The organism is Comamonas sp. NyZ500 (assembly GCF_016772095.1).
In the GTDB taxonomy this organism is placed as follows: domain Bacteria; phylum Pseudomonadota; class Gammaproteobacteria; order Burkholderiales; family Burkholderiaceae_C; genus Comamonas; species Comamonas thiooxydans.
In genome coordinates this window covers 343852-370376 of sequence record NZ_JAEIJE010000003.1, presented here as the reverse complement: position 1 = coordinate 370376, position 26525 = coordinate 343852, and the positions used below count along the sequence as shown (strand labels likewise).

The 26525-nt window shown below is 62.6% G+C and carries 28 protein-coding genes; 16 read left to right on the top strand and 12 right to left on the bottom strand.

What is annotated here, in order from left to right; translation table 11 throughout:
• Positions 1-4: 4 nt before the first annotated feature.
• Positions 5-412, bottom strand: coding sequence for a Co2+/Mg2+ efflux protein ApaG (gene apaG, locus JAO85_RS07440; RefSeq protein ID WP_019043152.1), 408 nt, complete (start codon positions 410-412; stop codon positions 5-7).
• A gap of 31 nt (positions 413-443) precedes the next feature.
• Between apaG and rpe the strand changes: the two genes are divergently transcribed.
• From rpe to speE, 3 genes are all read left to right on the top strand, one after another.
• Entirely contained in the window at positions 444-1124 is a 681-nt protein-coding gene (gene rpe, locus JAO85_RS07435) for a ribulose-phosphate 3-epimerase (RefSeq protein WP_012840118.1), read from the top strand.
• Positions 1125-1317: 193 nt separating this feature from the next.
• Positions 1318-2001 carry a phosphoglycolate phosphatase gene (gene gph, locus JAO85_RS07430; RefSeq protein WP_012840117.1) on the top strand — a complete coding sequence of 228 codons (684 nt, stop codon included), beginning with the start codon at positions 1318-1320 and terminating at the stop codon, positions 1999-2001.
• A 138-nt stretch (positions 2002-2139) separates the two neighbouring features.
• Positions 2140-3405, top strand: coding sequence for a polyamine aminopropyltransferase (gene speE, locus JAO85_RS07425; RefSeq protein ID WP_202787804.1), 1266 nt, complete (start codon positions 2140-2142; stop codon positions 3403-3405).
• Between the two features lies 1 nt (position 3406).
• Here speE and JAO85_RS07420 read toward each other — a convergent pair whose 3' ends face one another.
• Positions 3407-4012, bottom strand: coding sequence for a chalcone isomerase family protein (locus tag JAO85_RS07420; protein WP_039050181.1), 606 nt, complete (start codon positions 4010-4012; stop codon positions 3407-3409).
• Between the two features lie 445 nt (positions 4013-4457).
• On the opposite strand from JAO85_RS07420, the gene trpE reads away from it, so the two are divergent.
• The 6 genes from trpE (at position 4458) to trpC (ending at position 8975) form a co-directional block, all read left to right on the top strand.
• The gene (gene trpE / locus JAO85_RS07415) at positions 4458-5957 is read left to right on the top strand and encodes an anthranilate synthase component I (protein ID WP_039050258.1); all 1500 of its coding nucleotides are present in this window, start codon (positions 4458-4460) and stop codon (positions 5955-5957) included.
• Positions 5954-6283 carry a chorismate mutase gene (locus tag JAO85_RS07410; RefSeq protein ID WP_202787803.1) on the top strand — a complete coding sequence of 110 codons (330 nt, stop codon included), beginning with the start codon at positions 5954-5956 and terminating at the stop codon, positions 6281-6283. The genes trpE and JAO85_RS07410 overlap by 4 nt, the downstream gene beginning before the upstream one ends.
• Before the next feature lie 4 nt (positions 6284-6287).
• Entirely contained in the window at positions 6288-6869 is a 582-nt protein-coding gene (locus tag JAO85_RS07405) for an aminodeoxychorismate/anthranilate synthase component II (RefSeq protein WP_039050179.1), read from the top strand.
• Positions 6870-6980: 111 nt separating this feature from the next.
• On the top strand, positions 6981-8024 hold the full coding sequence (gene trpD / locus JAO85_RS07400) for an anthranilate phosphoribosyltransferase (RefSeq protein WP_152965008.1): 1044 nt from the start codon (positions 6981-6983) through the stop codon (positions 8022-8024).
• Entirely contained in the window at positions 8021-8182 is a 162-nt protein-coding gene (locus tag JAO85_RS07395) for a hypothetical protein (protein WP_164091279.1), read from the top strand. Before trpD ends, JAO85_RS07395 begins: the two co-directional genes overlap by 4 nt.
• Positions 8175-8975, top strand: a complete 801-nt coding sequence (gene trpC / locus JAO85_RS07390; protein WP_034355065.1) for an indole-3-glycerol phosphate synthase TrpC — start codon at positions 8175-8177, stop codon at positions 8973-8975. Before JAO85_RS07395 ends, trpC begins: the two co-directional genes overlap by 8 nt.
• A gap of 21 nt (positions 8976-8996) precedes the next feature.
• Here the strand turns inward: trpC and JAO85_RS07385 are convergent, their stop codons facing one another.
• A complete protein-coding gene (locus JAO85_RS07385) occupies positions 8997-9401 on the bottom strand; it encodes a winged helix-turn-helix domain-containing protein (protein WP_012840108.1) in 405 nt (134 codons plus the stop codon).
• Positions 9402-9573: 172 nt separating this feature from the next.
• On the opposite strand from JAO85_RS07385, the gene JAO85_RS07380 reads away from it, so the two are divergent.
• A complete protein-coding gene (locus JAO85_RS07380) occupies positions 9574-10311 on the top strand; it encodes a uracil-DNA glycosylase (protein WP_202787802.1) in 738 nt (245 codons plus the stop codon).
• A gap of 20 nt (positions 10312-10331) precedes the next feature.
• On the opposite strand, the gene JAO85_RS07375 is transcribed toward JAO85_RS07380, so the two are convergent.
• The 4 genes from JAO85_RS07375 to JAO85_RS07360 all read right to left on the bottom strand — a co-directional run bounded on the left by JAO85_RS07375 (position 10332) and on the right by JAO85_RS07360 (position 14730).
• On the bottom strand, positions 10332-11258 hold the full coding sequence (locus tag JAO85_RS07375; protein WP_237734745.1) for a DMT family transporter: 927 nt from the start codon (positions 11256-11258) through the stop codon (positions 10332-10334).
• Positions 11259-11361: 103 nt separating this feature from the next.
• Positions 11362-12216: a Wzz/FepE/Etk N-terminal domain-containing protein gene (locus tag JAO85_RS07370; RefSeq protein WP_202787801.1), complete on the bottom strand. Its 855-nt coding sequence runs from the start codon at positions 12214-12216 to the stop codon at positions 11362-11364.
• 126 nt (positions 12217-12342) lie between these two features.
• Positions 12343-13431 (bottom strand): tRNA preQ1(34) S-adenosylmethionine ribosyltransferase-isomerase QueA, encoded by a 1089-nt coding sequence (queA, locus tag JAO85_RS07365; protein ID WP_202787800.1) that lies wholly within the window; start codon positions 13429-13431, stop codon positions 12343-12345.
• 87 nt (positions 13432-13518) lie between these two features.
• Positions 13519-14730: an HD-GYP domain-containing protein gene (locus JAO85_RS07360; RefSeq protein ID WP_034362846.1), complete on the bottom strand. Its 1212-nt coding sequence runs from the start codon at positions 14728-14730 to the stop codon at positions 13519-13521.
• A 148-nt stretch (positions 14731-14878) separates the two neighbouring features.
• On the opposite strand from JAO85_RS07360, the gene recG reads away from it, so the two are divergent.
• The 5 genes from recG (at position 14879) to ubiA (ending at position 20652) form a co-directional block, all read left to right on the top strand.
• Positions 14879-17062 (top strand): ATP-dependent DNA helicase RecG, encoded by a 2184-nt coding sequence (gene recG / locus JAO85_RS07355; protein WP_202787799.1) that lies wholly within the window; start codon positions 14879-14881, stop codon positions 17060-17062.
• Between the two features lie 142 nt (positions 17063-17204).
• Positions 17205-18170, top strand: coding sequence for a LysR substrate-binding domain-containing protein (locus JAO85_RS07350; RefSeq protein ID WP_003068373.1), 966 nt, complete (start codon positions 17205-17207; stop codon positions 18168-18170).
• A gap of 66 nt (positions 18171-18236) precedes the next feature.
• Positions 18237-18773 carry a Dps family protein gene (locus JAO85_RS07345; RefSeq protein WP_003068377.1) on the top strand — a complete coding sequence of 179 codons (537 nt, stop codon included), beginning with the start codon at positions 18237-18239 and terminating at the stop codon, positions 18771-18773.
• A 99-nt stretch (positions 18774-18872) separates the two neighbouring features.
• Positions 18873-19721, top strand: a complete 849-nt coding sequence (locus JAO85_RS07340) for a phosphatase PAP2 family protein (RefSeq protein ID WP_039050173.1) — start codon at positions 18873-18875, stop codon at positions 19719-19721.
• Between the two features lie 49 nt (positions 19722-19770).
• Positions 19771-20652, top strand: a complete 882-nt coding sequence (gene ubiA / locus JAO85_RS07335; protein WP_202787798.1) for a 4-hydroxybenzoate octaprenyltransferase — start codon at positions 19771-19773, stop codon at positions 20650-20652.
• A gap of 83 nt (positions 20653-20735) precedes the next feature.
• On the opposite strand, the gene proC is transcribed toward ubiA, so the two are convergent.
• Both proC and JAO85_RS07325 read right to left on the bottom strand, forming a co-directional pair.
• Positions 20736-21575, bottom strand: coding sequence for a pyrroline-5-carboxylate reductase (gene proC / locus JAO85_RS07330; protein ID WP_039050256.1), 840 nt, complete (start codon positions 21573-21575; stop codon positions 20736-20738).
• Positions 21576-21645: 70 nt separating this feature from the next.
• A complete protein-coding gene (locus tag JAO85_RS07325) occupies positions 21646-22824 on the bottom strand; it encodes an esterase-like activity of phytase family protein (RefSeq protein WP_202787797.1) in 1179 nt (392 codons plus the stop codon).
• A 100-nt stretch (positions 22825-22924) separates the two neighbouring features.
• On the opposite strand from JAO85_RS07325, the gene aqpZ reads away from it, so the two are divergent.
• Positions 22925-23623, top strand: a complete 699-nt coding sequence (gene aqpZ, locus JAO85_RS07320; RefSeq protein ID WP_012840095.1) for an aquaporin Z — start codon at positions 22925-22927, stop codon at positions 23621-23623.
• A gap of 98 nt (positions 23624-23721) precedes the next feature.
• Here the strand turns inward: aqpZ and glpK are convergent, their stop codons facing one another.
• From glpK to JAO85_RS07305, 3 genes are read right to left on the bottom strand one after another with little or no spacing between them, the layout of a single operon-like run.
• Entirely contained in the window at positions 23722-25218 is a 1497-nt protein-coding gene (gene glpK, locus JAO85_RS07315) for a glycerol kinase GlpK (RefSeq protein WP_202787796.1), read from the bottom strand.
• Positions 25219-25232: 14 nt separating this feature from the next.
• On the bottom strand, positions 25233-25715 hold the full coding sequence (locus JAO85_RS07310; RefSeq protein WP_087865566.1) for a GNAT family N-acetyltransferase: 483 nt from the start codon (positions 25713-25715) through the stop codon (positions 25233-25235).
• Positions 25712-26476, bottom strand: a complete 765-nt coding sequence (locus JAO85_RS07305) for a DeoR/GlpR family DNA-binding transcription regulator (RefSeq protein WP_003068405.1) — start codon at positions 26474-26476, stop codon at positions 25712-25714. The genes JAO85_RS07310 and JAO85_RS07305 overlap by 4 nt, the downstream gene beginning before the upstream one ends.
• Between the last annotated feature and the right edge of the window lie 49 nt (positions 26477-26525).

Sequence of the window (26525 nt, the reverse complement as noted above, 5' to 3'; positions counted from 1 at the left end):
TGCCTCAGTGCAGAACGCGCTTCTCGGGCATGGGCATGGGGTCGCCGGACTCATTCATCTGCAATACGAAGAGCGGGATCTCGCACTCGAAGGTCTCGCCCTCGTGGTTCACGCAGAGATAGCTGCCGCGCATGGTGCCCGTGGGCGTGCGCAGCTGGCAGCCGCTGCTGTATTCAAAGGATTCACCAGGCTGCAGCAGCGGCTGTCGGCCCACCACGCCCAGGCCCTTGACCTCTTCGACATGGCCCAGCTCGTTGGTGATGATCCAGTGCCGCGCAATCAGCTGCGCCGGCACCTCACCCGTGTTGGTGACGGTAATGGTGTAGGAAAACACATAGACGCCGGCGGCCGGAGCGGATTGCTCGGGCAGGTAGGCGGGCTGGACTTGGACCAGAAACTCATTCATCGGCATGAGCTAATGGTAACTGCGACAATTGCAATCCATGAGCCCCACCTACCGTATTGCCCCCTCCATCCTGTCAGCCGACTTCGCCCGTCTGGGTGAAGAAGTGCGTAATGTCATTGCGGCCGGCGCCGACTGGATCCACTTTGACGTGATGGACAACCATTACGTGCCGAATCTGACCTTCGGCCCCATGATCTGTCAGGCTTTGAAGCCCCATTCGGTCACACCCGATGGCAAGCCCGTGCCCATCGACGTGCATCTGATGGTGCAGCCCGTGGACGATCTCGCCACGGCCTTTGCCAAGGCAGGAGCGGACTACATCAGCTTTCACCCCGATGCATCGCAGCATGTGCACCGCAGCGTTCAGAACATCAAGGCCCACGGCTGCAAGGCCGGTCTGGTGTTCAATCCCGCCGCGTCGCTGGAGGTGCTGGACTGGATGATCGAAGACATCGACCTGATCCTCTTGATGAGCGTGAACCCCGGCTTCGGCGGCCAGAGCTTTATTGACAGCACGCTGCGCAAGATCGAAAAGGCCCGCAAGTTGATCGATGCTTCTGGCAAAGACATTCGCCTGGAAGTGGACGGCGGCATCAAGGAAGCCAATATCCGCGCCGTGGCCGATGCCGGTGCCGATACCTTTGTGGCTGGCAGCGCCATCTTCGGCAAGCCGGATTACAAGGCTGTCATCGACACCATGCGCAAGAATCTTGCCTGACTCCCGCTTAAGGTGCTGCGCCCCGCAGCTCCTTTGCATTGAGGCGGCGAAGCCGCCCAGGTCTGGCTCGCTGTCCTGGCTTCGGCTGCGCTCGATGCAAGAGCGCGGCTATTGGAGTCGGGGCTTGAGAGTTTTATTTTTGGCTGCAAGCCCAATATTGAAAAGCGCATGCAGCTATTGAATTAATAGTTGTATGAAGCTGAATCTGCCTGCTCCCGCCGCCGCCCTGGAACTGGATGCCGTCATGGTCGACCTCGATGGCACCATGGTGAATACGCTGGGCGACTTTGCCGAAGCGCTCAACCGCATGCTGGCCGATCTGCAACTGCCGGCCATAGCGCCGCAGATCATCGAGAACATGGTGGGCAAGGGCAGCGAGCATCTGATCCGCTCCGTGCTGGCGCATGTGGAGGCGCCGGACATCGATGCCCTGTATCCCCGCGCCTGGCAGCGTTATGAGCACCATTACCTGGCCATCAACGGCCAGTTTGCCGATGTCTATCCGGGCGTCGCCGAAGGTCTGCAGGCACTCCAGTCCCTGGGGCTGCGCATGGCCTGCCTGACCAACAAGCCCCTGTCCTTTGCCCAGCCCCTGCTGGCCGCCAAGGGGCTGGACGGCTTTTTCGACTGCGTGTTCGGTGGCGACTCCTTCCCGCGCAAAAAGCCCGACCCCATGCCGCTGGTCGAAACCTGCAAGGCCTTGGGCAGCGAACCAGCACGCACGCTGATGGTGGGCGACTCCAGCAACGATGCCCAGGCCGCCCATGCCGCTGGCTGTCCCGTGGTGCTGATGACCTACGGCTACAACCACGGTCAGCCCATCACGGCGGTCGAGGCCAGGGCCCATCTGGATTCGCTGGAGCAGCTTGTGGTGTGATGCCGTCTGTTGGTCCGCATATCTGGCAAGAAAGAGTGCGGATAAGCATATTTGCTAGAGTCATTTGCTTTGTTTGAACCCATGTCGGCTCGTGCATCGCCTTGCAGCCGGCAGAGAACGAAGGAGGACTCACGCCACATGCACGGATTGCACCTGACTGCCGACCTTTACCAATGCGCAGGCCATGAGCGCTACATGCTCGATGCCGACGCCATCGCCGGGCTTTGCCGCGAACAGACTGCGGCCTCGGGGCTGACCCTGGTGGATGACACCTGGGTGAAGTTCCCGCCCTATGAAGGCCAGCCCGGCGGGGTGACGGGTACGGTGCTGCTGGCGGAGTCCCATCTGGCCATACATACCTGGCCCGAGACGGGCAGTGTCACCATCGACGTCTATGTGTGCAATTTTTCCGCCGACAACTCGGGCAAGGCCCGCAGGCTGATGGAAGGCGTGATCGACGCTTTTGCGCCCAAAAAGGTGCTGCGCCAGCAATTGATGCGCGGAGACATCGGCATGGCGCAGCCGGCAGACCATGCCGTGGACCTTGCACCCGAGCCCGAATCCGGCTGGGCCCTGGAGCAGCTCGCGCCCCATGCACGCTTTGGCTATCGCGCCACGTCGTTGCAGACGCTGCAGACCCCATACCAGAAGCTGGAGTTGCTGCAGACGCCGCAGTTCGGCAAGGTGCTGCGTCTCGATGATTGCTTCATGACCTCCGAGGGCGAGGAGTTCTTCTATCACGAGGCCCTGGTGCACCCGGCCGCCATGGCCCACCCCGCGCCGCGCAAGGCCTTGATTCTGGGCGGCGGCGACGGTGGTGCCGCCGAGGAGTTGCTCAAGCATCCGAGCATGGAGCGCGTGGTGCTGGCCGAGCTGGACGAGGCCGTGGTGCATTTTTCGCGCCAGCATCTGCATGCCGTGCATCGCGGCGCACTCGATGATGTCCGTGTTGAAGTCTGCATAGGCGACGGTCTGGCCCTGATGGAGGCAACGGATGAGCGCTTTGATCTGGCACTGATGGATCTGACCGACCCTGACACGCCAGCCAGCGCCTTGTACGCGCCCGACTCGCTGGCACGCATGAAGCGCGTGCTGGCGCCGGGCGGCGCGCTGGTGCTGCATCTGGGTAGCCCTGTCTTCCACGGTCCGCAGGTGGCAGAGCTGGTGCGCAGCCTGCGTCAGCAGTTTGCCGTGGTGCGCTGCTACGGCCTCTATATTCCGCTTTACGGCGCTTACTGGGGGCTGGCCGTGGCCTCCGATGAGCTGGATCCGCTGGAGCTGAAGGCGCAGCAAGTGGCCGAGCGCCTCAGGCAGCGCAGGGTGCGGGATCTGCAGTACTACAACGAGCAGGTGCACGGCGCGCTGTTTGCGCTGCCCAACTATTACCGCGAGCTGCTCAAGTGAGTCAGCCAGCCTCGCCCAGCAGCGCTTTCTTGAGCTGCTGATCGGCGGGCCTGGGCCCGAGCCAGATGCCCAGCAGGGCATTGAAGAACTCGGGCTCCTTGAAGGCCTCGCCCTGAGGCTGGCCCTTGACGGTCACGAGGGCGCCCTGGCCGGGCAGCCAGTCCACCATGAAGCTCTCGCCCGCAAGCAGTTTTTTGTGCAGGGTGAAGATCTCGCTCATGCGCATCACCCCCGGAATCAGCTTGGAGAAGGCGGCGCGCTCCATATTGTCTTCCATGCCGCGCGAGAACAGCTTGCCCAGCTCGGCCGAGTCGATATCGCGCAGCATGGTCACGCTGATGCGCTTGGGGCCGGGCAGGGCAGCGATTTCCTGCAGGCTGCGCGCCGGCTTTTCCAGATACAGGCCGGCGGTATAGACCTTGAAGACGGCCTTGTAGCGGGTGCCTGCGCCGTTGAGTTCCAGCGTCCTGCCCTGGGATTGCAAGCTGGGGGCATAGATGACACCGTGAAGTTTCACGGGCTCGGAGGGCATGCCTTGTGCCTGAGCGGCCGGGCAGGCAAGAGCGGCTGCCAGCAGCAGGGCTGGCATCAAACGGGCACTGGGCATGGCTGTCTCCTCGTGATTTCCGGCCGAGCAGTTCTGGTGACCGCTTCGCTTTGCGCGCCGTGGGCCCGCGTTCCGGTGAAAACGGTATGTTTGTTTTTGCCCGTGATTGCCGCAATCAGGTCTGTCCCCAGCATGGAAGTCATTGCATGGCATCGGAGCGTCATTGTTTGCGCGGCGGCGCTATGCGCTACACTGTCCGCATCATGTTCATTCATCGCACGTTCAATGCAGGTTGTGGAGACCGGGGAGCCTGGCCCTGGCGTAAGCCTGCACATCCGAACTGCTGAAGCACCCGGCACGAGCCCGGCGTGCACCCCGCGGCCCCATGCTTTGCATACTTCGGGCCAATTGGAATGAACCGGCGCATCCTTTCTTCAAACGCGTCATCTGCCCGTAATCAATCCGTGCAGATGCACCATGCGCCATGACTCCCGGAGCTTCTCCCGTGATCACGGAACTGGAATTCAAATCACTTGCGGCCCAAGGCTATAACCGCATCCCGCTGTTGATCGAGGCCTTTGCCGACCTCGAAACCCCGCTCTCCCTCTATCTCAAGCTGGCCCATGCCAATGGCGACGGCAAGTACAGCTTCTTGCTGGAATCCGTCGTCGGCGGTGAGCGCTTCGGCCGCTACAGCTTCATCGGCCTGCCGGCACGCAGCTTTGTGCGCGCCTCGGGCTTTGGCACTGAAGCCAGGACCGAGGTCGTGACCGATGGCAAGGTGGTGGAGACAGCCGGCGGCAATCCGCTGGACTTCATCGCGGCCTATCAGCAGCGCTTCAAGGTGGCCGTCACGCCGGGCATGCCGCGTTTTTGCGGCGGCCTGGCCGGCTATTTCGGCTATGACGCCGTGCGCTATATCGAGAAAAAGCTGGAGAACAGCTGCCCGCCCGACAGCCTGGGCACGCCCGACATCATGCTGCTGCAGTGCGAAGAGGTCGCCGTCATCGACAACCTCTCGGGCAAGCTCTATCTCATCGTCTATGCCAACCCCGGCGAGGCCGAAGCCTATACCCGCGCCAAGAAGCGACTGCGCCAGCTCAAGGACCAGCTGCGCTATTCCGTCAGCGCGCCGCAGATCCGTGCCGGCGAGAGCTATCCCGCAGAGCGCAGCTTCGACAAGCAGGACTATCTGGACGCCGTGCAAAAGGCCAAGGAGCTGATTGCGGCGGGCGACTTCATGCAGGTGCAGGTGGGCCAGCGCATTCACAAGCGTTTCACGGCCTCGCCGCTGTCGCTGTACCGCGCGCTGCGCTCGCTCAATCCCAGCCCCTATATGTACTTCTACCATTTCGGAGATTTCCATGTGGTGGGAGCCAGCCCGGAGATTCTGGTGCGCCAGGAGCGCACGCCCGACGGCCAGAAGGTCACGATTCGCCCCCTGGCCGGCACTCGTCCGCGCGGCAATACAGTGGAGGCCGACAAGGCCACCGAGCAGGAGTTGATCGCCGATCCCAAGGAGCGTGCCGAGCATGTGATGCTGATCGATCTGGCGCGCAACGATATCGGCCGCATTGCCAGGACCGGGAGCGTCAAGGTGACCGAAGCCTTTGCCGTGGAACGCTACAGCCATGTCATGCATATCGTGAGCAATGTGGAGGGCATCTTGCAGGACGGCATGGACAATATGGATGTCTTCAAGGCCACCTTCCCTGCCGGCACGCTGACGGGAGCTCCCAAGGTGCATGCCATGGAAGTCATCGACCGGCTCGAGCCCAGCAAGCGCGGCATCTACGGCGGTGCCTGCGGCTATCTGAGCTTTGCCGGCGACATGGATCTGGCGATTGCGATCCGTACCGGCGTCATCAAGGACAACGTGCTCTATGTGCAGGCCGCTGCCGGCGTGGTGGCCGACTCCGTGCCCGAGCTGGAATGGAGAGAAACCGAGCACAAGGCCCGTGCCCTGCTGCGCGCCGCAGAACTGGTTGAGGAAGGTCTGGAATGAGCCAAGCCATTGATCTGGTGCAGCACTGCACCACCATGGAAGATGTGCGCAGCAATGTGAATGCGCTCGACGATGTGCTGGTGCCGCTGCTGGTCACGCGCATCGGCTATATGCAGCAGGCGGCGCGCATCAAGGGCGATGCGAGCCAGGTGCGCGATGAGGCGCGTATCGAAGCCATCGTCAGCCGCGTGCGTGAGCGCACGGCGCAGGAGGGCGGCCAGCCCGATGTGATGGAGACCGTCTATCGCGCGCTGATGGAAGCCTGCATCGACTACGAACACCAGGAATTTGCGCGCCTGCGTGAACCCAAGAAATCAGGGGAGTAAGACCATGAAACTGCTGATGGTCGATAACTACGACAGCTTTACCTACAACATCGTCCAGTACTTTGGCGAGCTGGGCGCGGAGGTGACCGTGGTGCGCAATGACGAAACCACGGTGGCCGAAGTCGGGGCGCTGATCGCGCGCGAAGGCATCGAGCGGCTGGTGATCTCGCCCGGCCCCTGCTCGCCCAACGAGGCGGGCATCTCGGTGGCGGCGATCAAGCATTTCGCAGGCAAGCTGCCGATTCTGGGCGTCTGCCTGGGTCACCAGAGCATTGGCGCGGCCTTTGGCGGCGACATCATCCGGGCGGGCCAGCAGATGCATGGCAAGACCAGCGTGATCAGCACCGATCAGAAGGGCGTGTTTGCCGACCTGCCCAGGCAGTTCACGGTCAACCGTTATCACTCTCTGGTCATAGACCGGAACACGCTGCCCGAATGCCTTGAAATCACGGCGACCAGCGAAGATGGTGAAATCCAGGGGGTTCGCCACCGCGAACTGGCCATCGAGGGGGTGCAGTTCCATCCCGAGAGCATTCTGACCGAGCACGGCCATGCGATGCTGAAGAACTTTCTTGACCAGAAATAACCGTCGATTTATTGATAGCTGCTAACGCTTGCTACTGCTTGATTTCAGGATGAAAACAATGGGAATTCAAGTGAAGGCAAGCGTAAGCAGCTCTCAAAAACATAGAGAGATATTGCAATGATCACTCCCCAGGAAGCGCTGCAGCGAACCATCGAGCATCGTGAAATCTTCCATGACGAAATGCTGCATCTGATGCGCATGATCATGCGCGGCGAGCTCTCGCCCGTGATGACGGCCTCCATCATCACCGGCCTGCGCGTGAAGAAGGAAACCATTGGCGAGATCTCGGCTGCGGCCGAGGTGATGCGCGAGTTCTCCAACAAGGTGAACGTGCACGACAAGAGGAATCTGGTCGATATCGTCGGCACCGGCGGCGACGGCGCCAACACTTTCAACATCTCCACCTGCTCGACCTTTGTGATTGCGGCAGCGGGCGGCAAGGTGAGCAAGCATGGCGGGCGCAGCGTCAGCAGCAAGTCGGGCAGTGCCGATGCCATGGAGGCGCTGGGCGTCAACATCAACCTCAACGCCGCGCAGATCGCCGATTGCATACGCGATGTGGGCATAGGCTTCATGTTTGCGCCCAACCATCATCCGGCCATGAAGAACGTGGCCCCCGTGCGCAAGGAGCTGGGCGTGCGCACCATCTTCAACATCCTGGGTCCGCTCACCAACCCGGCATCCGCGCCCAATATCCTGATGGGCGTGTTCCACGAAGACCTGGTCGGCATTCAGGTGCGTGCCCTGCAGCGCCTGGGAGCCGAGCATGCGCTGGTCGTCTATGGCCGCGACGGCCTGGATGAAATCAGTCTGGGCGCGGGCACGCTGGTCGGCGAGCTCAAGGACGGCGTGGTGCGCGAGTATGAAGTCCATCCCGAGGACTTTGGTCTGCGCATGGCGGGTACGCGCTCGCTCAAGGTCGAGAACCCCGATGAGTCCAAGGCCATGCTGATGGGCGTGCTGCAGGGGGACCAAGGCCCGGCGCGCGATATCGTCTGTCTCAACTCCGGCGCCGCCCTCTATGCCGCCAATGTGGCAGGCTCGATCGAAGAGGGCCTGGAGCGTGCGCAGAAGGCCATCGATAGCGGCGCGGCACTGGCCAAGCTCCAGGAGCTGGTGGCCTATTCGCAAAAGCTCGGCCAGGCTGCGGCATGAGCCTGCTGGATGCGCCCATCTGGAGCGATGCCGGCACCTGGATCGTGCTGGGCGTCTCCCTGCTGTTCATCGTGGTGGGCATAGGCATGCACCGCGTCATCATGAAGGTATTGCGCGGCCCGGCAGATGCCGCCACCAACAAGGAAAACCATGTCTGACATTCTCAAGAAAATCTGCGACGTCAAGGTCCAGGAAGTTGCTGCCGCCAAGAAGGCCGTGCCGTTTGCCGAGATGCGCCGCGATGCGGAAAGCCGTGTCTCCACGCGCGATTTCGTGGGCGCCATCCGTGCCAAGATTGCCAAGGGACAGGCCGGTGTGATCGCCGAAGTCAAGAAGGCCAGTCCCAGCAAGGGCGTGATCCGTCCCGACTTCGATCCTGCCGACATCGCCCAGAGCTATATGGTGGGCGACGGCAAGATCAGTGCGGCCTGCCTGTCGGTGCTGACCGATCGCCAGTTCTTCCAGGGGCAACCAGACTATCTCAAGCAGGCCCGCGCGAGCACGCTGCTGCCGGTGCTGCGCAAGGACTTCATGGTCGACCCCTATCAGATCTACGAATCGCGGGTGATGGGCGCCGACTGCGTGCTCTTGATCGCCGCCTGCCTGGATGATGCGCAGATGGCGGAGATGGAGCAGATTGCGCACAGCCTGGACATGGATGTGCTGGTGGAAGTGCATGACGGCGAGGAGTTGCAGCGCGCTCTCAAGCTCAAGACGCCGCTGGTGGGCATCAACAACCGCAATCTGCGCACATTCGAGGTCGATATTCAGACCACGATTGCCCTCAAGAAGGATGTCCCTGCCGATCGCCTGCTGGTGACCGAGTCCGGCATCCTGAGCCGCGACGATGTGAAGACCATGCGTGACGCCGGCATTGACGCCTTCCTGGTGGGCGAGGCTTTTATGCGTGCCCGCGAGCCGGGCGAGGCCCTGGCCCAGTTGTTTCAGTGAGCGATTGGCTGCTGTGCGGGTTCAGCGCAGAACCTGCACATCGGCATCCAGAAAATAGCCGGCACCACGCTTGGTCTTGAGCAGCGTGGGCGCGCGGCTCGATGCTTCGACCTTGCGGCGCAAGCGCAGCATCTGCACATCGATGGCACGGTCAAAGACATCGTCTTCGGCCTGCGTCAGATCCATGATCTGCTCACGGCTCATGATTTGTCTGGGACGTTTGAGCAGGGCCAGCAGCAGGGCGAACTCGCTCTTGGTCAGTCCCACCTCATGCCCGGCAGCGCTGATGAGGCTGCGCGAGCGCAGCCTCAACTCCCAGTCGGCAAACTTGAAGCCCTGGGGACTCAAGGTGAACGCAGGGCGGGCGCAGGAAAAGAAGGCCTGCGCGGCAGAGGCTTGTGAGTGACTGGCAGAAGATGTGTGCATGAATAACTCCTTGTGAGCCTGAGCCGCCAAGTGGTCAGCTATGTTGGAGTCGATTCTTTGCAAATTGTCAGAATGTGTCACTCACTGAAATCAGGTATTTTGAGCCTAGAAATAGGTGAGAACCCTTGAGGGAATCATTCGAGATGACTCTGGAAGTTGAGAAAATCCAGGCATGAACTTCACTAGCCTGAGCATGAGTGCTAACACCGCTGCGCCTACCCAGTTGATGAGTGCAGATCCGCAGGACTGGCCTGTCTCGCCAGACTGGCAAGCCGTTGTCGACTCTTTCTTTGCAGGAAGCACAGGCCAGGGCTTGCTGCAGTTTTTGCAGCAAAGACTGGATGCAGGGGCCGTGATTTTCCCGCCCAAGCCCCTGAGGGCCCTGGAATTGACGCCCGCCGAGGAGGTGCGTGTCGTGATCCTGGGGCAGGACCCCTATCATGGTCGTGGGCAGGCCGAGGGCCTGGCATTTTCGGTTGCCCCCGGGGTGCGCGTTCCGCCATCGTTGCAGAACATCTTCAAGGAAATGCAGCGCGAACTGGGCACGCCGTTTCCGGCGTTTCCCCAGCCAGGCGGCAGCCTGGTGAGCTGGGCTCAACGTGGTGTACTGCTGCTCAACACCAGCCTGACGGTGGAAGACGGGCAGGCCGCAAGCCATGCCAAAAAAGGCTGGGAAGAGCTGACCGACGCCATCATCCGCCAGGTGGCAGAGCAGGGACGGCCCACGGTCTTCATGCTCTGGGGCTCGCACGCCCAGTCCAAGCGTGTGTTCATTCCTCAGGATCGTGGCCATCTGGTGCTGATGAGCAACCACCCTTCACCGTTATCGGCCCTGAGGCCTCCCGTGCCCTTTATCGGTAACGGACACTTCGGCAAGGCCAGGGAGTTCAAGCTCAGACACGGCTATTGAGATGGCCAGATTGGGCTGTCTCAGCGCTTTTCCCTGATTCCAAGCCAGACGCCCGTCAGGCCGCTGAGCGTCACCACTGTCATTCCGAGCAGCGATGTGCTGTCGGGACGCTGCCCGAAAAACAGCCAGCCCATCAGCATGGCAAAGCCGATCTGGCTGTAGAGGAAAGGCGCCACGGTTGCGGGCGTGGCGTGTGTGTATGCCTGCAGCAGCATCAGGTGGCCAATGCCGCTGCAAAGGCCCATCACAGCTGCCGCTGCGTAGATCTGCCAGTCATCGATGGGCTGCCATACAAAGCCTATGAGAGGCGTAGTCAGCAGCAAGGGCAGCCAGGTCGAGTAAAGCTGGGTGGTTGGAGGTGAATCCAGGCGCGACAGGCGACTTCCGAGGACCTGGTAGGTGGTGCCCGATACCAGCAGACCAACCGGCCACAGAGCGGCCAGGCCCAAGGGCTGTCCATCGTTTTCCGGTCGGACGATGGCAATCACTGCCAGCAGACCGATCACCAGCAGCGACCAACGGGCAGGACTGACCTGCTCTTTGAAAAATAGCGCCGAGGCCACCACGATAAACAGCGGAGCCGCTGACCAGATGGCCGTGAAATTGGCCAAAGGCATGTTCTTTATGCAGAAAAAGGCGCAGACCGTGGTCAACAGCCCCGAGATCGCTCTCAGAAGCTGAAACCTCAGGTTCCGGGTTTTCAGTGCAGAAAGGCCGTGCCGAGGCAAAACCAGCACGCTGGTGACCAGAGCCTGGGCCGTGAAGCGCAGCCACAAAACCATGAGAACCGGAAGCAGCGTTCCCGTGAACTTGGTGGCGCTATCCAGAACGGCAAACAGCGCACAGGCGAATATGGTGAGCAGAACACCGCGGATGGCAGACTGCGCTGACGGGGAAAGTGTGGGAGAGAGCCAGCCGGGGAACATGTCCGTAGCGATTTGCGACAAGAGAAGCGAGGAATTCTAGGGGGCGAAGTTGTCGGCTTTGGTTGTGACGCCCATAAAAATGCCCGCACTGTTAGGTGCGGGCACTGGATGGGGTGATGAAGGATTACCAGGGCATGGCGTTACGAATACGCGCAATTTTTTCGGCCTGCTCGGTCGAAGACTCCTTGGCTGTGCGCAGCGCTTGCCGGATGAAGACAAACAGCAGCAGCAGGAAACCGGTGCCCACGGCCGCACCAATGGCCAGCATGGGCTTCTTGGGCTTGATGGAAAGTTCGGGCAGGGTCGGCATCTGGATCACATCGTCGTTGTCCAGACCTTCAAGGCGACGCTCCATGTCCAGAATCCCCTTTTGGCGATTGCTGTTCGCGGTCAGCAGTTCGCCATAGAGGCGGCTGGTGGCTTCGGTGACACTTTTCCCGGAGGAGAGATTGGCAGAGGTGTCATGCTCCAGCTTGAGCGACTCCTCCAGGCGTGTCTTCTCGGAGGCCAACTGCACCTCCAGCTGCTTTTTTTCCAGACCGCGTGGCTTGCTCAGGGGAAACAAGGTGTCCAGCAGTGCCTGGTTGAGCTTTTGAGCCGCTTCGGGCGATTTGGCCTGCGTTGCAATATTCAGCAGCTTGTCCTGCTTGCCGACATTGACGGTGATGCGCTTGCTGAGCTTTTTATAGATTTCTTCCTTGGTCAGGCCATCGTCCAGGCCCGCAACAGGGGCAATCTGATGCAGCACGTCAGCAGACATGGCCAGGCTGGCGGCCATGGGGGCGGTAAAGCTGGAGCCGGGACGCTCCACCTGAACCGATGCGCTGCTCTCGTAGGTCTTGGGGATTGCCAGACCGATTCCGTAAGCCGCAATGCCAGCCAATAGCGGGCCGAAAATCAGAATTTTCCAGTTTTCTGCGAGAGTGACCAATAGATCCAGCAGATCCAGCTCTTCATCTTGTGGGGTTTGAACTTCCATCGATTTTTCTAAATGAATAAGCATTTTGACAAAACGATGAAATCTACCACTAAGAAAAGATTGGACCCAGTGTTTCTGTAACTCCTTATGCCAGGAGCCGGCACAGCGGCTCCAATGTGTTGCAGATCAGCGCCGGCGCTCCAGCAGCATGGAGTCTCCATAGCTGAAGAAGCGGTAATGCTGGGCAATCGCATGCTGATACATGCCCATGATGTGCTCATAGCCCGCAAAAGCGCTGACCAGCATCATCAGCGTGCTTTTGGGCAGATGGAAGTTGGTGATCAGCATGTCGACCACCTGGTACTGAAAGCCCGGTGTGATGAAGATGCTGGTGTCGCCGCTGATATTGCCGTACTTGGCCCAGGACTCCAGCGTGCGCACCGTGGTGGTGCCCACGGCAATGATGCGGCCGCCGCGCTGGCGGCAGCGCTCCATGGCGGCCAATGTGGGCAGGGGAATGTCGTACCACTCGCTGTGCATGGTGTGGTCGGCAAGTTTTTCGGTCTTGACGGGCTGAAAGGTGCCAGCACCCACATGCAGGGTGACGCTGGCGCGCTCCACGCCCTTGGCTTGCAGGGCGGCCAGAACGGTCTCGTCGAAATGCAGGGCGGCAGTCGGTGCGGCTACGGCACCAGGGTGGGCTGCGAACACGGTCTGGTAGCGCTCGCTGTCTTCTTTTTCATCAGGGTCGTGCTCGGCGTTCTGCTGGCGCTCGATATAGGGCGGCAGCGGCAGGTGGCCGAACTGCTCCAGCAATTCATAGGGCGATTCGCCCTGGTTGCCCTTGAAGGAAAGATGGAACAGCGGCCCGTTCTCGTCCGGCCAGCGGCCCAGCAGGGTGGCTTCGAACCCTCCGTTCTTGAGGCCGCCGCAAAGATGGATCTTGGCACCGGGCAAGGGCTTTTTGCTCACGCGCATATGGGCCACGACCTCGTTGTTCTGCAGCACGCGCTCGACCAGCAGCTCGATCTTGCCGCCGCTGGCCTTTTCGCCAAAGACGCGCGCCTTGATGACCTTGGTGTCGTTGAAGACCAGCAGGTCGCCGGGCTGCAGCAGATCGGGCAGTTCGCGGAAGATGCGGTCGGTGGGAGGGAGGCTGCGGCCGTCAAGCAGGCGCGAGGCGCTGCGAACGGCGGTGGGATGCTGGGCAATCAGGGATTCGGGCAGGTCGAAGTCGAAATCGCTGAGTGTGAATTCACGGGTGCAGGAAGACATGCGGTGCTTGAGGGCCGTACGAGGCCCGTTCCAAGTTCAATCAAACAAGTGGGTGATTGTCGCAAATCGCCATTAGGGCTGCCGGCTTCAGGGCTGAGCAGCGGCTGGATTCCAGAGCTCGTTGAGATTCCTGAAGGGCCAGTCGGCAGGGTCTTCGCGCCCGACGATGCTGTCGTTGGCCAGGGGGCAAGCCAGATCGAGAATCTCGGGTGTGATGCGGCGCTGCTGGCTGAGGCAGTAAAAGCGCCGCACTTTCGGGGTCAGCAAGCAGGTCGGCGAGACATCCAGCACCACGGCAAGATGCTGCGACTGCAGCCGCACCAGCGAGCCCAGCGGGTAGATGCCCACCGTCTGGACAAACTGCTCGAAGATGGCCTTGTCGAAATGATGGGGCGCCCATTGCGCCATGCGCTGCAGCGCGATGGCCGGGTGCCAGCCCTGCTTGTAGGGGCGATCCGAGGTGATGGCGTCATAGACATCGCAGACTGCCGTCATGCGCGCCATCAGACTGATCTCGTCCTGCTTCAGTCCGTCGGGATAGCCCGTGCCGTCGACTTTTTCGTGGTGATGCAGGCAGGCGTCGGTAACGGCGTCGTCCAGCCCCTGAGGCAACAGGATTTCGTAGCCCCAGCGAGGGTGGGACTTCATGATGACCCATTCCTCGGCATCCAGCGGCCCAGGCTTGTTGAGAACATCCGGCGGCACTCTGCTTTTACCGATATCGTGCAGCAGGCCTGCGATACCGGCCTGATGCACCTGGTGCTCGTCCAGACCCATGCGGTGTGCCAGACCAATCATCAGCGCGCACACCGCAATGCTGTGCATATAGGAGTAGTTGTCCGCAGTCTTCAGACGCGCCAGGCTGATCAGGGCGTGGGGGTTGCGCTTGATCGACTCGGCCATCTCGTCGACCAGCAGACCTGAGGCAGGCAGGTCCAGCGGACGGCCCAGGCGAACGTCCTTGAACATGGTCTTGAGCACATCACGTGCCTGCCCAATGATTTGATGGGCCTGCTGCAACTCCACGCTGGTTCTGGTGGGCCGTACCGGCGAGCTGGGCACAGCTTCGTCGCCTGGCGACTCCAAGACTTCTGCGGGCGTGATGTCGGGGGCGATGTCGGCCCCCTTGCCGGTGTCTATCCACACCTGGCGGATGGTGGTGGCAAGCAGGCGTTCCAGGTCCCTGGGCTGATCGAGCAGGAGGCGGGTACGCAAAAAGGGGTGCTCCATCCACGAGCCGCAGAACTCGTGCACAAACATCCCCGGGCGCAGGTGCTCGACATCAACTCGCTTCAACATGGATTTACGAGGAAACACATAGTAACAATTTGAGAATGGTAGCGATTTTGACGTTATTGCGCTGGCGGCAGTTGTTTGCGAACCTGAATATGCTGTATATACATACATTGCTTTCCCTGTCGCGGGGAGTGTAGTCAAGGAGTCTCAGTTGTCTGTGTCAAAAAAGCCTGTTACCGAGCCGAAGTCTGCTGTCAAGCGCGCTGCCGCTCGTGAGAAAAAGGCGGGCATGGACCAGGATGCAGCTCCCAAGAAGACCGTCAGCCCTGCTCAGCAGGCCTTGCAGAAGATGGGATTGACGCGCGATATCGATCTGGCTTTGCATCTGCCGCTGCGCTATGAGGACGAAACCCGCATCGTGCCGCTGAAGAACGCGCGTGATGGTGAGACGGTGCAGATCGAAGCCACGGTCACGCACAGCGAGGTGCAACTGCGCCCCAGGCGCATGCTCAAGGTCACCGTGGATGACGGCAGCAGCACCTGTCTGCTGACCTTCTTCAGCTTCTATCCGTCGCAGCAAAAGACCATGGCGCCCGGGGCGCGCCTGCGCATTCGCGGCGAGGTCAAGGGCGGTTTCTGGGGGCGGCAGATGATGCACCCTGCATTCCGGGTGGCGGGCGGCGAGCTGCCCACGGCGCTGACACCGGTCTATCCCGCCACTGCCAGTTTGCCCCAGGCCTATCTGCGCCGGGCCATTGCCTCGGCGCTGTTGCGTGCCGATCTGTCCGAGACCTTGCCACCGGGGCAGTCGCCTCCCATTGCGCAGTTCTATGGTCAAAATGGACTGCAGCCGGCATATGACTTGCGCAATGCGCTCATTTTTCTGCACCATCCAACGCCCGATGTGGCCTTGGTCACGCTGGAGGACCATTCCCACCCGGCCTGGCAAAGACTCAAGGCGGAAGAGCTGCTGGCCCAGCAGCTGTCCCAGTACGAGGCCAAGCGCGAGCGCGCCCGCTTGCGCGCGCCTGTGCTCAGGCCGCAGGCCGGGATGGCGGATCTGACCCAGCAGTTTCTGGCGCAACTGCCGTTTGGCCTGACGGGGGCGCAGCAGCGCGTGGTGGGCGAGATTCGGGCCGATATGGAGCGCCGCATTCCCATGCACCGTTTGCTGCAGGGCGATGTGGGCTCTGGCAAGACGGTGGTGGCGGCCTTGTCAGCAGTGGCCTGTATCGAGGCTGGCTGGCAATGCGCATTGATGGCGCCCACCGAGATTCTGGCCGAGCAGCATTTTGGCAAGCTGGTCGGCTGGCTGGAGCCGATTCTGGCGCCGCTGGGCAAAAAGGTCGCCTGGCTGGCGGGGGCCCAGAAAAAGAAGGAGCGTGCCGCGATGCTGGCACTGGTGGAAAGCGGCGAGGCGGCGCTGGTCGTAGGCACCCATGCCGTGATTCAGGAGCAGGTGCAGTTCAAGAACCTGGCCCTGGCCGTGATCGACGAGCAGCACCGCTTTGGCGTGGCCCAGCGTCTGGCGCTTCGGCAAAAGCTCGCGGCCACGGGAATGGAGCCACATTTGCTGATGATGAGCGCCACACCGATTCCCCGTACCTTGGCCATGAGCTATTACGCCGACCTCGATGTCTCCACCATCGACGAGCTGCCGCCAGGGCGCACGCCCATCGTCACCAAGCTGATCTCGGACAGCCGCAAGGACGAGGTGATCGAGCGCATCGGTGCCCAGGTCGCCAGCGGGCGTCAGGTCTATTGGGTCTGCCCGTTGATCGAGGAGAGCGAAGCGCTGGATCTGTCGAATGCCACGGCCACCCATGAATATTTGAGCGAAATGCTGCCCGGTGTCATGGTGGGTCTGCTGCACTCGCGCATGCCCACGGCCGAGAAAAAGGCCGTGATGGAGCTGTTTTCTGCCGGCGTCATGGGAGTGCTGGTATCCACCACGGTGATCGAGGTGGGTGTGGACGTGCCCAATGCCTCGTTGATGGTCATTGAACACTCGGAGCGTTTCGGCCTCTCGCAGCTGCACCAGTTGCGCGGCCGTGTGGGGCGCGGCGCTGCAGCCTCGGCCTGTGTGCTGCTGTATTCGGTCAATGACAACGGGCGCCTGTCCGATACAGGCAAGGAACGCCTGCGGGCCATGGCCGAGACCAATGACGGTTTCGAGATCGCGAGGCGGGATCTGGAGATTCGCGGCCCGGGCGAGTTTCTCGGCGCCCGGCAGTCGGGCGCACCCATGTTGCGCTTTGCCGATCTCGAGCAGGACGTGATGCTGCTGGACTGGGCGCGCGAGCTGGCACCGCTTATGCTTGAGCAGTTTCCTGCGCTGGCTGCACGCCATGTCAGCCGCTGGCTGGGTGGAAAGGCCGAATATTTAAAGGCCTGAAATACCCAAACCTGCGTTTGAAGACGTAAAGAGTTACGTTTTTGCAGGAATATATGTAATCTTTTGCCTTGGCAATTTGTGATTGAATGCAAAAACAGGATGAATCAATGCTGTTATTGAGAATCCCAAAGACCCCCTCTCTATGACTCTTACCGAATTGAAGTACATCGTGGCCGTTGCGCGGGAAAAGCACTTTGGCCGCGCCGCCGAAGCATGCTATGTGTCCCAGCCTACGCTGTCCGTGGCGATCAAGAAGCTGGAGGAAGAGCTGGATGTCAAGATTTTCGAGCGCAGTGCCGGTGAAGTCTCGGTGACCTCGCTGGGCGAGGAGATCGTGCGCCAGGCCCAAAGCGTGCTAGAGCAGGCCAACGAGATCAAGGAAATTGCCAAGCGTGGCAAGGACCCGCTGTCAGGCGTTCTGACCCTGGGCGTGATCTACACCATAGGCCCCTATCTGCTCCCCGATCTGGTGCGCAACTCCATCAATATGACGCCGCAGATGCCGCTGATGCTGCAGGAGAACTTCACCGTCAAGTTGCTGGAGATGCTGCGCACGGGCGAGATCGACTGCGCCATCATGGCCGAGCCTTTCCCCGATACCGGTCTGGCACTGGCGCCGCTGTACGACGAGCCCTTCATGGCCGCCGTGCCCAGCACCCACCCGCTGGCGCAGAAGAAAAGCCTGTCCACCACGGATCTCAAGAACGAGACCATGCTGCTGCTGGGCGCGGGTCACTGCTTCCGCGATCATGTGCTCGAGGTCTGCCCCGAATTCGCGCGCTATGCCAGCAACTCCGAAGGCATTCGCCGCACCTTCGAAGGCTCCTCTCTCGAAACCATCAAATATATGGTGGCCGCCGGCATGGGCGTGACCCTGGTGCCGCGACTGTCCGTGCCCGAGGATGCACTGGCTCCCATTGAGCGCCGTCGCCGCGCCGATGAGCCTCATATTCGCTATCTTCCGATTCATGAGGAAGACGGCATTGCGCCGCCCACCCGCCGTGTGGTGCTGGCCTGGCGACGCAGCTTCACGCGCTATGAGGCGATTGCCGCACTGCGCAATGCCGTCTACGCCTGTCCGCTGCCGGGAGTGCAGCGCCTGTCGTAATAAGCGTGGCTTTAGCGGCTCGAAGAGGGCGGGAGCCTGGATTCGTTAAACCTGAAAGGTGAGTGCATGACCAAGCAAGGCAAGGACAAATCGCAGAAACAAAAGTCGGACGCCGCGCCGCAGGTGCCCGCAGGCATCCATATCGGCATCAGCGACGAGGACCGCGCCGCCATCGCCAAGGGGCTGTCGGCGCTGCTGGCCGACACCTATACGCTGTACCTGACCACGCACAACTTCCACTGGAATGTCACGGGGCCCATGTTCAACACGCTGCACACCATGTTCATGGCGCAGTACACCGAGCTGTGGAATGCCGTCGATCCCGTGGCCGAGCGCATCCGCGCACTGGGCCACCATGCACCTGGCTCCTATGCCCAGTTCGGCAAGCTCACCAGCCTGCCCGATGCCCCGGCCCAGCCGCCCAAGGCCCTGGAGATGGTGCGCATCCTGGTGCAGGGCCACGAGGCCGTGGCGCGCACGGCTCGCCAGCTGTTCCCACGTGCCGACAAGGCCGGCGACGAGCCCACGGCCGATCTGCTGACCCAGCGTCTGGCCGTGCACGAGCAGACTGCCTGGATGCTGCGCTCCCTGCTCGAGGAGTGAGCCGCGCCGCGGCAGCAGCTCGTCCCGGTCTTCCCCAAGCCCTGACGGGCTAGCCTCCAGAGGCCCGTCAGGGCTTTTTCGCTTTTGCTTTTGAAAGGAATGCCTGTGTTTTCTGCAGCGACTCCCGTGCTCCTGCTGGCGCAATGGGTGGACAGCCATGTCATCTGGGTGTTGCTGCTGCTATTGCTGGTTGGGGCCTGCATGCTGCGTTGCCGTGCGCAGGGCCGGGCCGAGTGGCTGTGGCAGGACCGCAGCGCGGACTTCAGGCCGGATGGCGGTCGCTTGCTGGCGGTGGCGGCACTGGCCGCTGTGCTTCTGGCCCTGCTGAGCGTCGGCGTGCACCAGTCCCAGTCGGTGCAGCCGCCTCAGGGGCTGATGGCCCTGGACCTGAAGCTGCAGCGCGCGGTGAGCGCGGCCCTGCCGCCCATGCTGCAGCCTCTGGTGCGGGCATGGACCCTGCTCGGGGATTTGCGCGTCATGGGGTTGCTAAGTCTGGTTGTGGGCCTGTGGCTGCTGTGGCGGCGCCAGGGTCTGCAGCTGCTGAGCTGGGTGGTGGCGGTGGCCGGCACCGGACTGTGGGTGCGTTTCATCAAGGGGACCATGCAGCGCGCGCGCCCGCTGGACGGGCTGGTGCATGAGGCCGGCTTCAGCTTTCCCAGCGGCCATAGCGCGGGCACGGCAGCGATTTTCGGCATGCTGGCCTGGCTGGCCGCTCGTCACCTGCCGAGGCGCTGGCGGACTTGGATCTTTGCGGTGGCCACGCTGCTGGCCCTGAGCACGGGCTTGAGCCGCGTGCTGCTGTCCGTGCACCATGCCAGCGATGTGCTGGCGGGCCTGTGCCTGGGCCTGGGCTGGACGGCTCTGGTGCTCTGGTTGACAGACCGTGTCGAGCATGGGGGCGGCGCCATCGGGCCGCCGCAGGCCGAGGCACAATTGCCGCTGCGCTGATCGTGGCCAGGGGCCCGGTCGTGATCTCCTGCCTTTCGGAACCCGTCTCATGTCCGCCTCCATCCCTGCTTCGCCGCGCTCCAAGCTGTCGCTGTATCTTGATCTGATCCGCTTCAACCGCCCCGCGGGTTGGCTGGTGCTGGTCTGGCCCACGCTGGTGGCACTGTGGGTGGCCGGCCAGGGCTTTCCGGGCTGGCATCTGCTCGTGGTCTTTGTGCTGGGCACGGTGCTGACGCGCAGCGCGGGCTGCACCATCAACGATATTGCCGACCGCGACTTCGACAGGCATGTGAAACGCACCACCCAGCGTCCCATCACCAGCGGCCAGATCTCGGTCAGGGAGGCCGCCATGGTCGGCCTGGTGCTCACGCTGGTGGCCTTCGGCCTGGTGCTGTCCACACGCTGGGAGGCCGTGGCCTGGTCGGTGCCCGCCGTGCTGTTCACGATTCTCTATCCCTTCACCAAGCGCTTTTTTGCCATGCCTCAGGCCTTTCTGGGCATTGCCTTCAATTTCGGCATCGTGATTGCGTTTGCGGCGGTGACGGGCGAAGTCAATGCCACGGCCTGGACGCTGTGGCTGGCGAATATGTTTCTGGTGCTGGCCTATGACACCGAATACGCCATGGTGGACCGCGATGACGATCTCAAGATCGGCATGAAGACCTCGGCCATCACCCTGGGCCGTTTCGATGTCGCGGCGATCATGCTGTTCTTTGCCCTGTGCTGGGGGCTGATCGCCTGGGTGCTGGCTCCTTATCAGCTGGGCTGGCCCTTCTGGCTGGGCATGGGCGTGGCAGCGGCCCAGATCGTCTGGCATTTCAGTCTGATCAAGGACCGCACGCGCGAAGGCTGTTTTGTCGCCTTCAGCAAGAGCCACTGGATTGGCGCTGCGATCTTTGCGGGTGTGGCGCTAGGGTTTGCGTTGAAATAGTCCTGTTTTGATAGCTTGAATCGCTTGACTGATAAGCGATGGACGCCTGAATGACGCAAAAAACCGGCCGAGGCCGGTTTTCTTTATTTGCCGAACTCGGCGGCCAGCTCCTGTGCGCGGATCTGAGCCTTGCGCATGGCTTCGATGAAATGCTCGGGCAGCTTCTGCTCCTGCATATGAGTGATGGCCGCGTAGGTGGTACCGCCCTTGCTGGTCACGCGCTGGCGCAGCACTTCGGCGCTTTCGCTGGAGCGTGCCGCCAGTTCCGAGCCGCCCGCAAACGTGGCCACGGCCAGCTTGTAGCTTTGCTCGGCGCTGAGGCCCATGTCGACACCCGCCTGGGTCATGGCTTCGAGGAACAGGAATACATAGGCCGGGCCGGAGCCGGAGATGGCCGTCACGGCATCCAGATGGGCTTCCTTGTCCACCCAGCTGAGTTCGCCGGTGCTGCCGATCACGGTCTCGATCAGGGCCTTGCCCTGGGCATCGACCTCGGGGCGGGCGAACAGGCCCGTCATGCCCTTGCCCACCAGGGCCGGTGTATTGGGCATGGCGCGCACGATGCGGTGGGTGCCGGTCCAGGCCGCAATGCTGTCGGTGGTGATGCCGGCCGCCACGCTCAGGTGCAGGGCGTGGCGGGTGTGGGCGGCAACGGGAGCAGCCGCTTCCTTGAAGCTCTGGGGCTTGACGGCCCAGACCACCAACTGGGCGCTTTGCAGGGCCTCGGTGGCGGCGGGCAGGGCGTCGATGCCGAAGCTGGTCTTGATCGCAGCGCGCGTGGCTTCAAAAGGCTCGACCACGGTGATGCTGCTGGCCGGAACGCCCTGGCGGATCAGGCCGCCGATGATGGCGCTGGCCATATTGCCGCCGCCGATAAAGGCGATGGGAGGGAAAACGGAGGTCGAGTGGTCGGTCTGGCTCATGATGGTTCGATTCGCTTTGCGATGCAGCAAGTGGGCAAGCCTGTATTCGGATTCCAGGCGCAGAACGGCACTATAAACCTGCGCCGCAGCGGCCGCGCTCCTCGCTCAATGCGACGAACTGGGTGACTTCGGCGGGATTGAAGTTGTTGTCGCTGACCAGCAGCAGCACGCGTCGGCCATCGGGCAGCAGCGGTCCCCAGCTCATGCCCTCCAGGTTGTCCACGGACCGCAGGCCGGCATCGGCCAGGTCCAGCAGCAATTCCTTGTCTGCAGGGCGGTAGCTGCCCGGCACGAGCCGGGTTTGGCCCAGCGTATCGCTGCTTGCGTCGGCACGGGTGCTGATGCGGTAGATGCGGGCGCCGAATCGCAGCGGTGGCGCAAAGGAGCGCTCCAGCACCAGCAGGTGTTCAGGGCCGTCGGCCAGCACGGCGCTGATGCCGTTGATGGCACCGTGTTGCAGCCACAGGCCGGCAGGCAGGGCATCGGGCAGATAGGCAAGCTGGCGCGCGGGCTGCTGCGTGCCCATGTCATAGGCGGTGATGCGCACCGGGCCGCCCGAGTGGTCAGCTGTGGGCAGGGCCCCGTCTTGTCTGAGCGCTGCCTCCATGGCCAGCCAGAGCGTTCGGCCATCCTGGCTCAGCGCCAGACCTTCGAGCGTGAAGTTGCTGCGCGGCCCTTGGGTTTTGCTGCTCGGCAGGTCCAGCTCGGGCGGCAGCGGCCATTCGCGCAGCCAGTGTCCATCCTTGCTCGATTGCAGCAATTGCGGGCCGAATCCGCGTGTGAAGTCGCCCTCGCTGCTCCACAGCAGGGACTGTCCTCCCGGCAGCACGCGCAGGGCTTCCGCGTCGGGTGTCGCGATGCCGGGCAGGGGCTGGCGGTGGCTGGGGTAGGGGGCCTGGGCGGGGCTGAGCAGCGGTCGGGCATTTTGCAGCCTGACCTGGTGCAGGCCGCTGGCGTCGTATTCGATACGCGCCGTGTAAAAGCGCGCCGGCCCGTGGGCGGAGCGGTCGTCGCTGACCAGGTAGTACAGATTGCTGCCCGCGTCGTAGTCGATCGAGGACAGGCCGCCCACTGGTGTGTCGGCAAACTGCTTGTCGTGCTGCCAGCGGATTTCCCCAAGCAGGGACCAGGGCTGAGCCGCGGATGTGCTGCAGATGCGGTGGGGTGCGAGCGGCGCCGTCGTGCAGGCAGCGAGGCTGGTGCAGATCAACGAGAGGCCCCAAAGGCAGAGCTGTCGTGGATTGTTCACATTTGTGCCTTGTACTTTTCGCTGATCGCTTTCTAAGATGCCAGCATTTCTGTGCCGCGCGGGGCTGCACGGACAACGCCATCGGAAATAGGGAGCAATCATGGCATCCAATGTCAAAAAATGGTCGGCGGAGTTTCTGGGTACTTTCTGGCTGACGTTTGGCGGTTGCGGCAGCGCGGTGCTGGCAGCGGCCTTTCCCGAAGTGGGCATCGGCCTGCTGGGCGTGTCCTTTGCCTTCGGCCTGACGGTGCTGACAGGCGCTTACGCCTTCGGTCCCGTCTCCGGCGGTCACTTCAATCCAGCGGTCTCCGTCGGTCTGGCAGTGGCGGGGCGTTTTCGCTTTGCCGAGCTGCCCGGCTACATCATTGCCCAGGTGCTGGGTGCCATTGTGGCGGCCGCCGCGCTGTATTTCATTGCCAGTGGCAAGGCCGGCGCCCAGGTGGCCGATCTGGCCACCAACGGCTATGGCGAGCACTCGCCGGGCAAGTTCAATATGGCGGCGGCGCTGGTGACCGAAGTAGTGCTGACCGCAGTGTTTCTGCTGGTGATCCTGGGCTCCACCACCAAGAAGGCTGCCGTGGGCTTTGCGGGCATGAGCATCGGCCTGTGCCTGACGCTGATCCACCTGATCTCCATTCCCGTGACCAACACCTCGGTCAACCCTGCCCGCAGCACCGGCCCGGCACTGTTCGGGCCGGCCATCGCGCTGGAGCAACTGTGGCTGTTCTGGCTGGCTCCCATCGTGGGCGCCATCATCGGCGCCGTGATCCACAAGGCGCTGCTGGGTGACGAAGACTGAGCGTTCAACGCGGCTGCTGCACAAGCAAAAAGGGATGCCTTGGCATCCCTTTTTTGATGGCTTGAGCGCTTGCCTGGTCAGCGCCCAGTGCAGCGGCTTTACTGCGCCGTGGTCTGGCGCACGGCCTGTTCCCAGCGCTGCATCAGCTCGTCGGCGCGGTCCTTGCCCAGCGTGGGCAGGAAGCGGCGCTCGGCCTTCCACAATGCCGACAGCTCCTCGGTGCTCTGATAGACGCCGCTGGACAGGCCGGCCAGATAGGCTGCCCCCAGGGCCGTGGTTTCCACGCAGGCCGGGCGCACCACGGGAATGCCCAGCAGATCGGCCTGGAACTGCATCAGCAGATTGTTCACGCAGGCGCCGCCGTCCACGCGCAGCTCGCTGACCGGCGTGCCGCCCGTGGCCACGGCGTCGCGGCTCATGGCGCCGAGCAGGGCCGCACTCTGGTAGGCAATGGATTCCAGGGCCGCGCGAGCGATATGGGCCATCGTCGTGCCGCGCGTCAGCCCGGTGATGGTGCCGCGCGCATCGGGCTTCCAGTAGGGGGCGCCCAGGCCGGTAAAGGCCGGCACCAGCATCACGCCGCCGCTGTCGGGCACGCTTTCGGCCAGTTGCTGTACTTGGCCGCTGTGCTCGATGGCCTGCAGGCCGTCGCGCAGCCACTGCACCACGGCACCGCCGACGAAGACGCTGCCTTCCAGCGCAAACTGGGGCTGGCTGCCCGCCTGGGCTGCCGATGTGGTCAGCAGGCCGTTGCTCGAGGTCTGGAAGCTGCTGCCCGTGTGCATGAGCATGAAGCAACCCGTGCCATAGGTGTTCTTGGCCATGCCGGCGTCGAAGCAGGCCTGGCCGAACAGCGCGCTTTGCTGGTCGCCGGCCACGCCGCCGATCTTGATGGAGCCGCCCAGCACCTCGTCGGCCGTCTGGCCGAAATCGGCGGCCGAGGGCAGGACTTCGGGCATCAGGCCCGCGGGAATGTCGAGCAGGGCCAGCAGATCGGCATCCCACTGGTTGCTGTGCACATTGAAGAGCATGGTGCGGCTGGCATTGCTCACGTCGGTGACATGGCGCTTGCCGCCCGTCAGCTGCCAGATCAGCCAGCAGTCCACCGTGCCGAAGGCCAGCTCGCCGGCCTGCGCTGCGGCGCGTGCGCCGGGTACGTTGTCCAGCAGCCACTTGAGCTTGGTGCCTGAAAAATAGGCATCGATGCGCAGGCCGGTCTTGCGCAGAATGGTGTCGCTGTGGCCGGCTTCGCGCAGTTGCACGCAGGTGGGTTCGGCGCGGCGGTCCTGCCAGACGATGCCGTGGTGGATGGGCGTGCCGGTCTTGCGGTTCCAGACGATGGTGGTCTCGCGCTGGTTGGTAATGCCCACCGAGCGGATATCGGCGGCCTTGAGGCCCGCCTTGGCCAGCGCCTCCTTGGCGGTGCTCAGCTGGGTGCGCCAGATCTCGCGCGGGTCATGCTCCACCCAGCCCGGCTGCGGGTAGATCTGCGGCAGCTCCAGCTGGGCCGATGCCACGATGCGGCCTTGCGTGTCGAAGACGATGGAGCGGGAGCTGGAGGTGCCCTGGTCCAGGGCGAGCAGATAGGTTGTCATGGGTTGTCCGTGATTCAGAGGGGGAGCACAAAGCGCGCCATTTCGGCCTGCTCGCTCCAGCCCTGCCGGGAGTAAAAGCCGCGCACATAGGAAGGGCGCTCGCGGTTGTTGACCAGCCAGATGCGTATGCAATGGCGCTCGCGCGCAGCCTGGGTGGCTGCGTCCAGCAATTGCTGGCCCAGGCCAGCACCGCGCGCTGCCTCGGCGACAAACAGCTCGCTCACATAAGCCTCCCAGCCTTGCAGCACGGCGACCGGCAGCCAGTGCACGGCGCAGTAGCCGTGAATATGCTGCTGAGCGTCTTGCGCCACCAGCATCAGAGAGCGCTCCGGCCCGGCCTGCAGCTCGTCCAGCAGCGCCTTCACGGCCTCGGTGTTCTGGGATGTGGAATGACTTTCGTAGGCCTTGAACCAGCCGATGTCATGCAGCAGCCCGGCAATGCCTGCGGCATCTTCGGGCAGCGCAGGGCGAATCAGATAGGGGGGGGCAGCATTCATTGGGCGATGGTGCATTGCACCTCGGCATCGCGCAACAGGGCATCGAATGGCGCGGAGGGCGCAACGTCGGTGAACAGGCGGTCGATCTGGTTCAGTCGGGCCAGCTCCACCATGGCCTGACGGCTGAACTTGCTGTGGTCGGCTGCCAGCCAGACTTCGCGCGACTGGCCGATGATGGTCTGGGCCACCTTGACCTCGCGCAGGTCGAAGTCGCGCAGGCTGCCGTCCGACTCGATGGCCGAGATGCCGATCACGGCAATGTCCACCTTGAACTGCCGCATGAAGTCCACGGCCGCCTCGCCGACAATGCCGCGGTCGCGTGTGCGCACCACGCCGCCGGCGACGATGACCTCGCAATCGGCGTTGCTGCTGAGGATGGCTGCAACATTGAGGTTGTTGGTGATGACGCGCAGCCCCTTGTGCTGCAGCAGGGCCTGGGCCACCGCTTCGGTGGTGGTGCCGATATTGAGAATCAGCGAGCAGCCGTTGGGAATGGCTTCGGCAATGGCGCGTGCGATGCGCATCTTGCCTTCGGCATGCAATACCTGGCGCTGGGTATGGGCCAGGTTCTCCACGGTGGCGCTGGGCACGCGCACGCCGCCATGAAAGCGCACCAGCAAGCCGGCATCGGCCAGCTTCTGTATGTCTCGGCGCACGGTCTGCAGCGTGACCCCGAGGATTTCTGCCAGTTGCTCCACCGAGGTGGACTGACGGGCGCGGACTTCTTCGACAAGCTGCAACTGGCGGGGATTGCTGTTCATGACTGATGACTGGTTATATAGGTGCTATTGGCGCATGGACGGGCTGCAG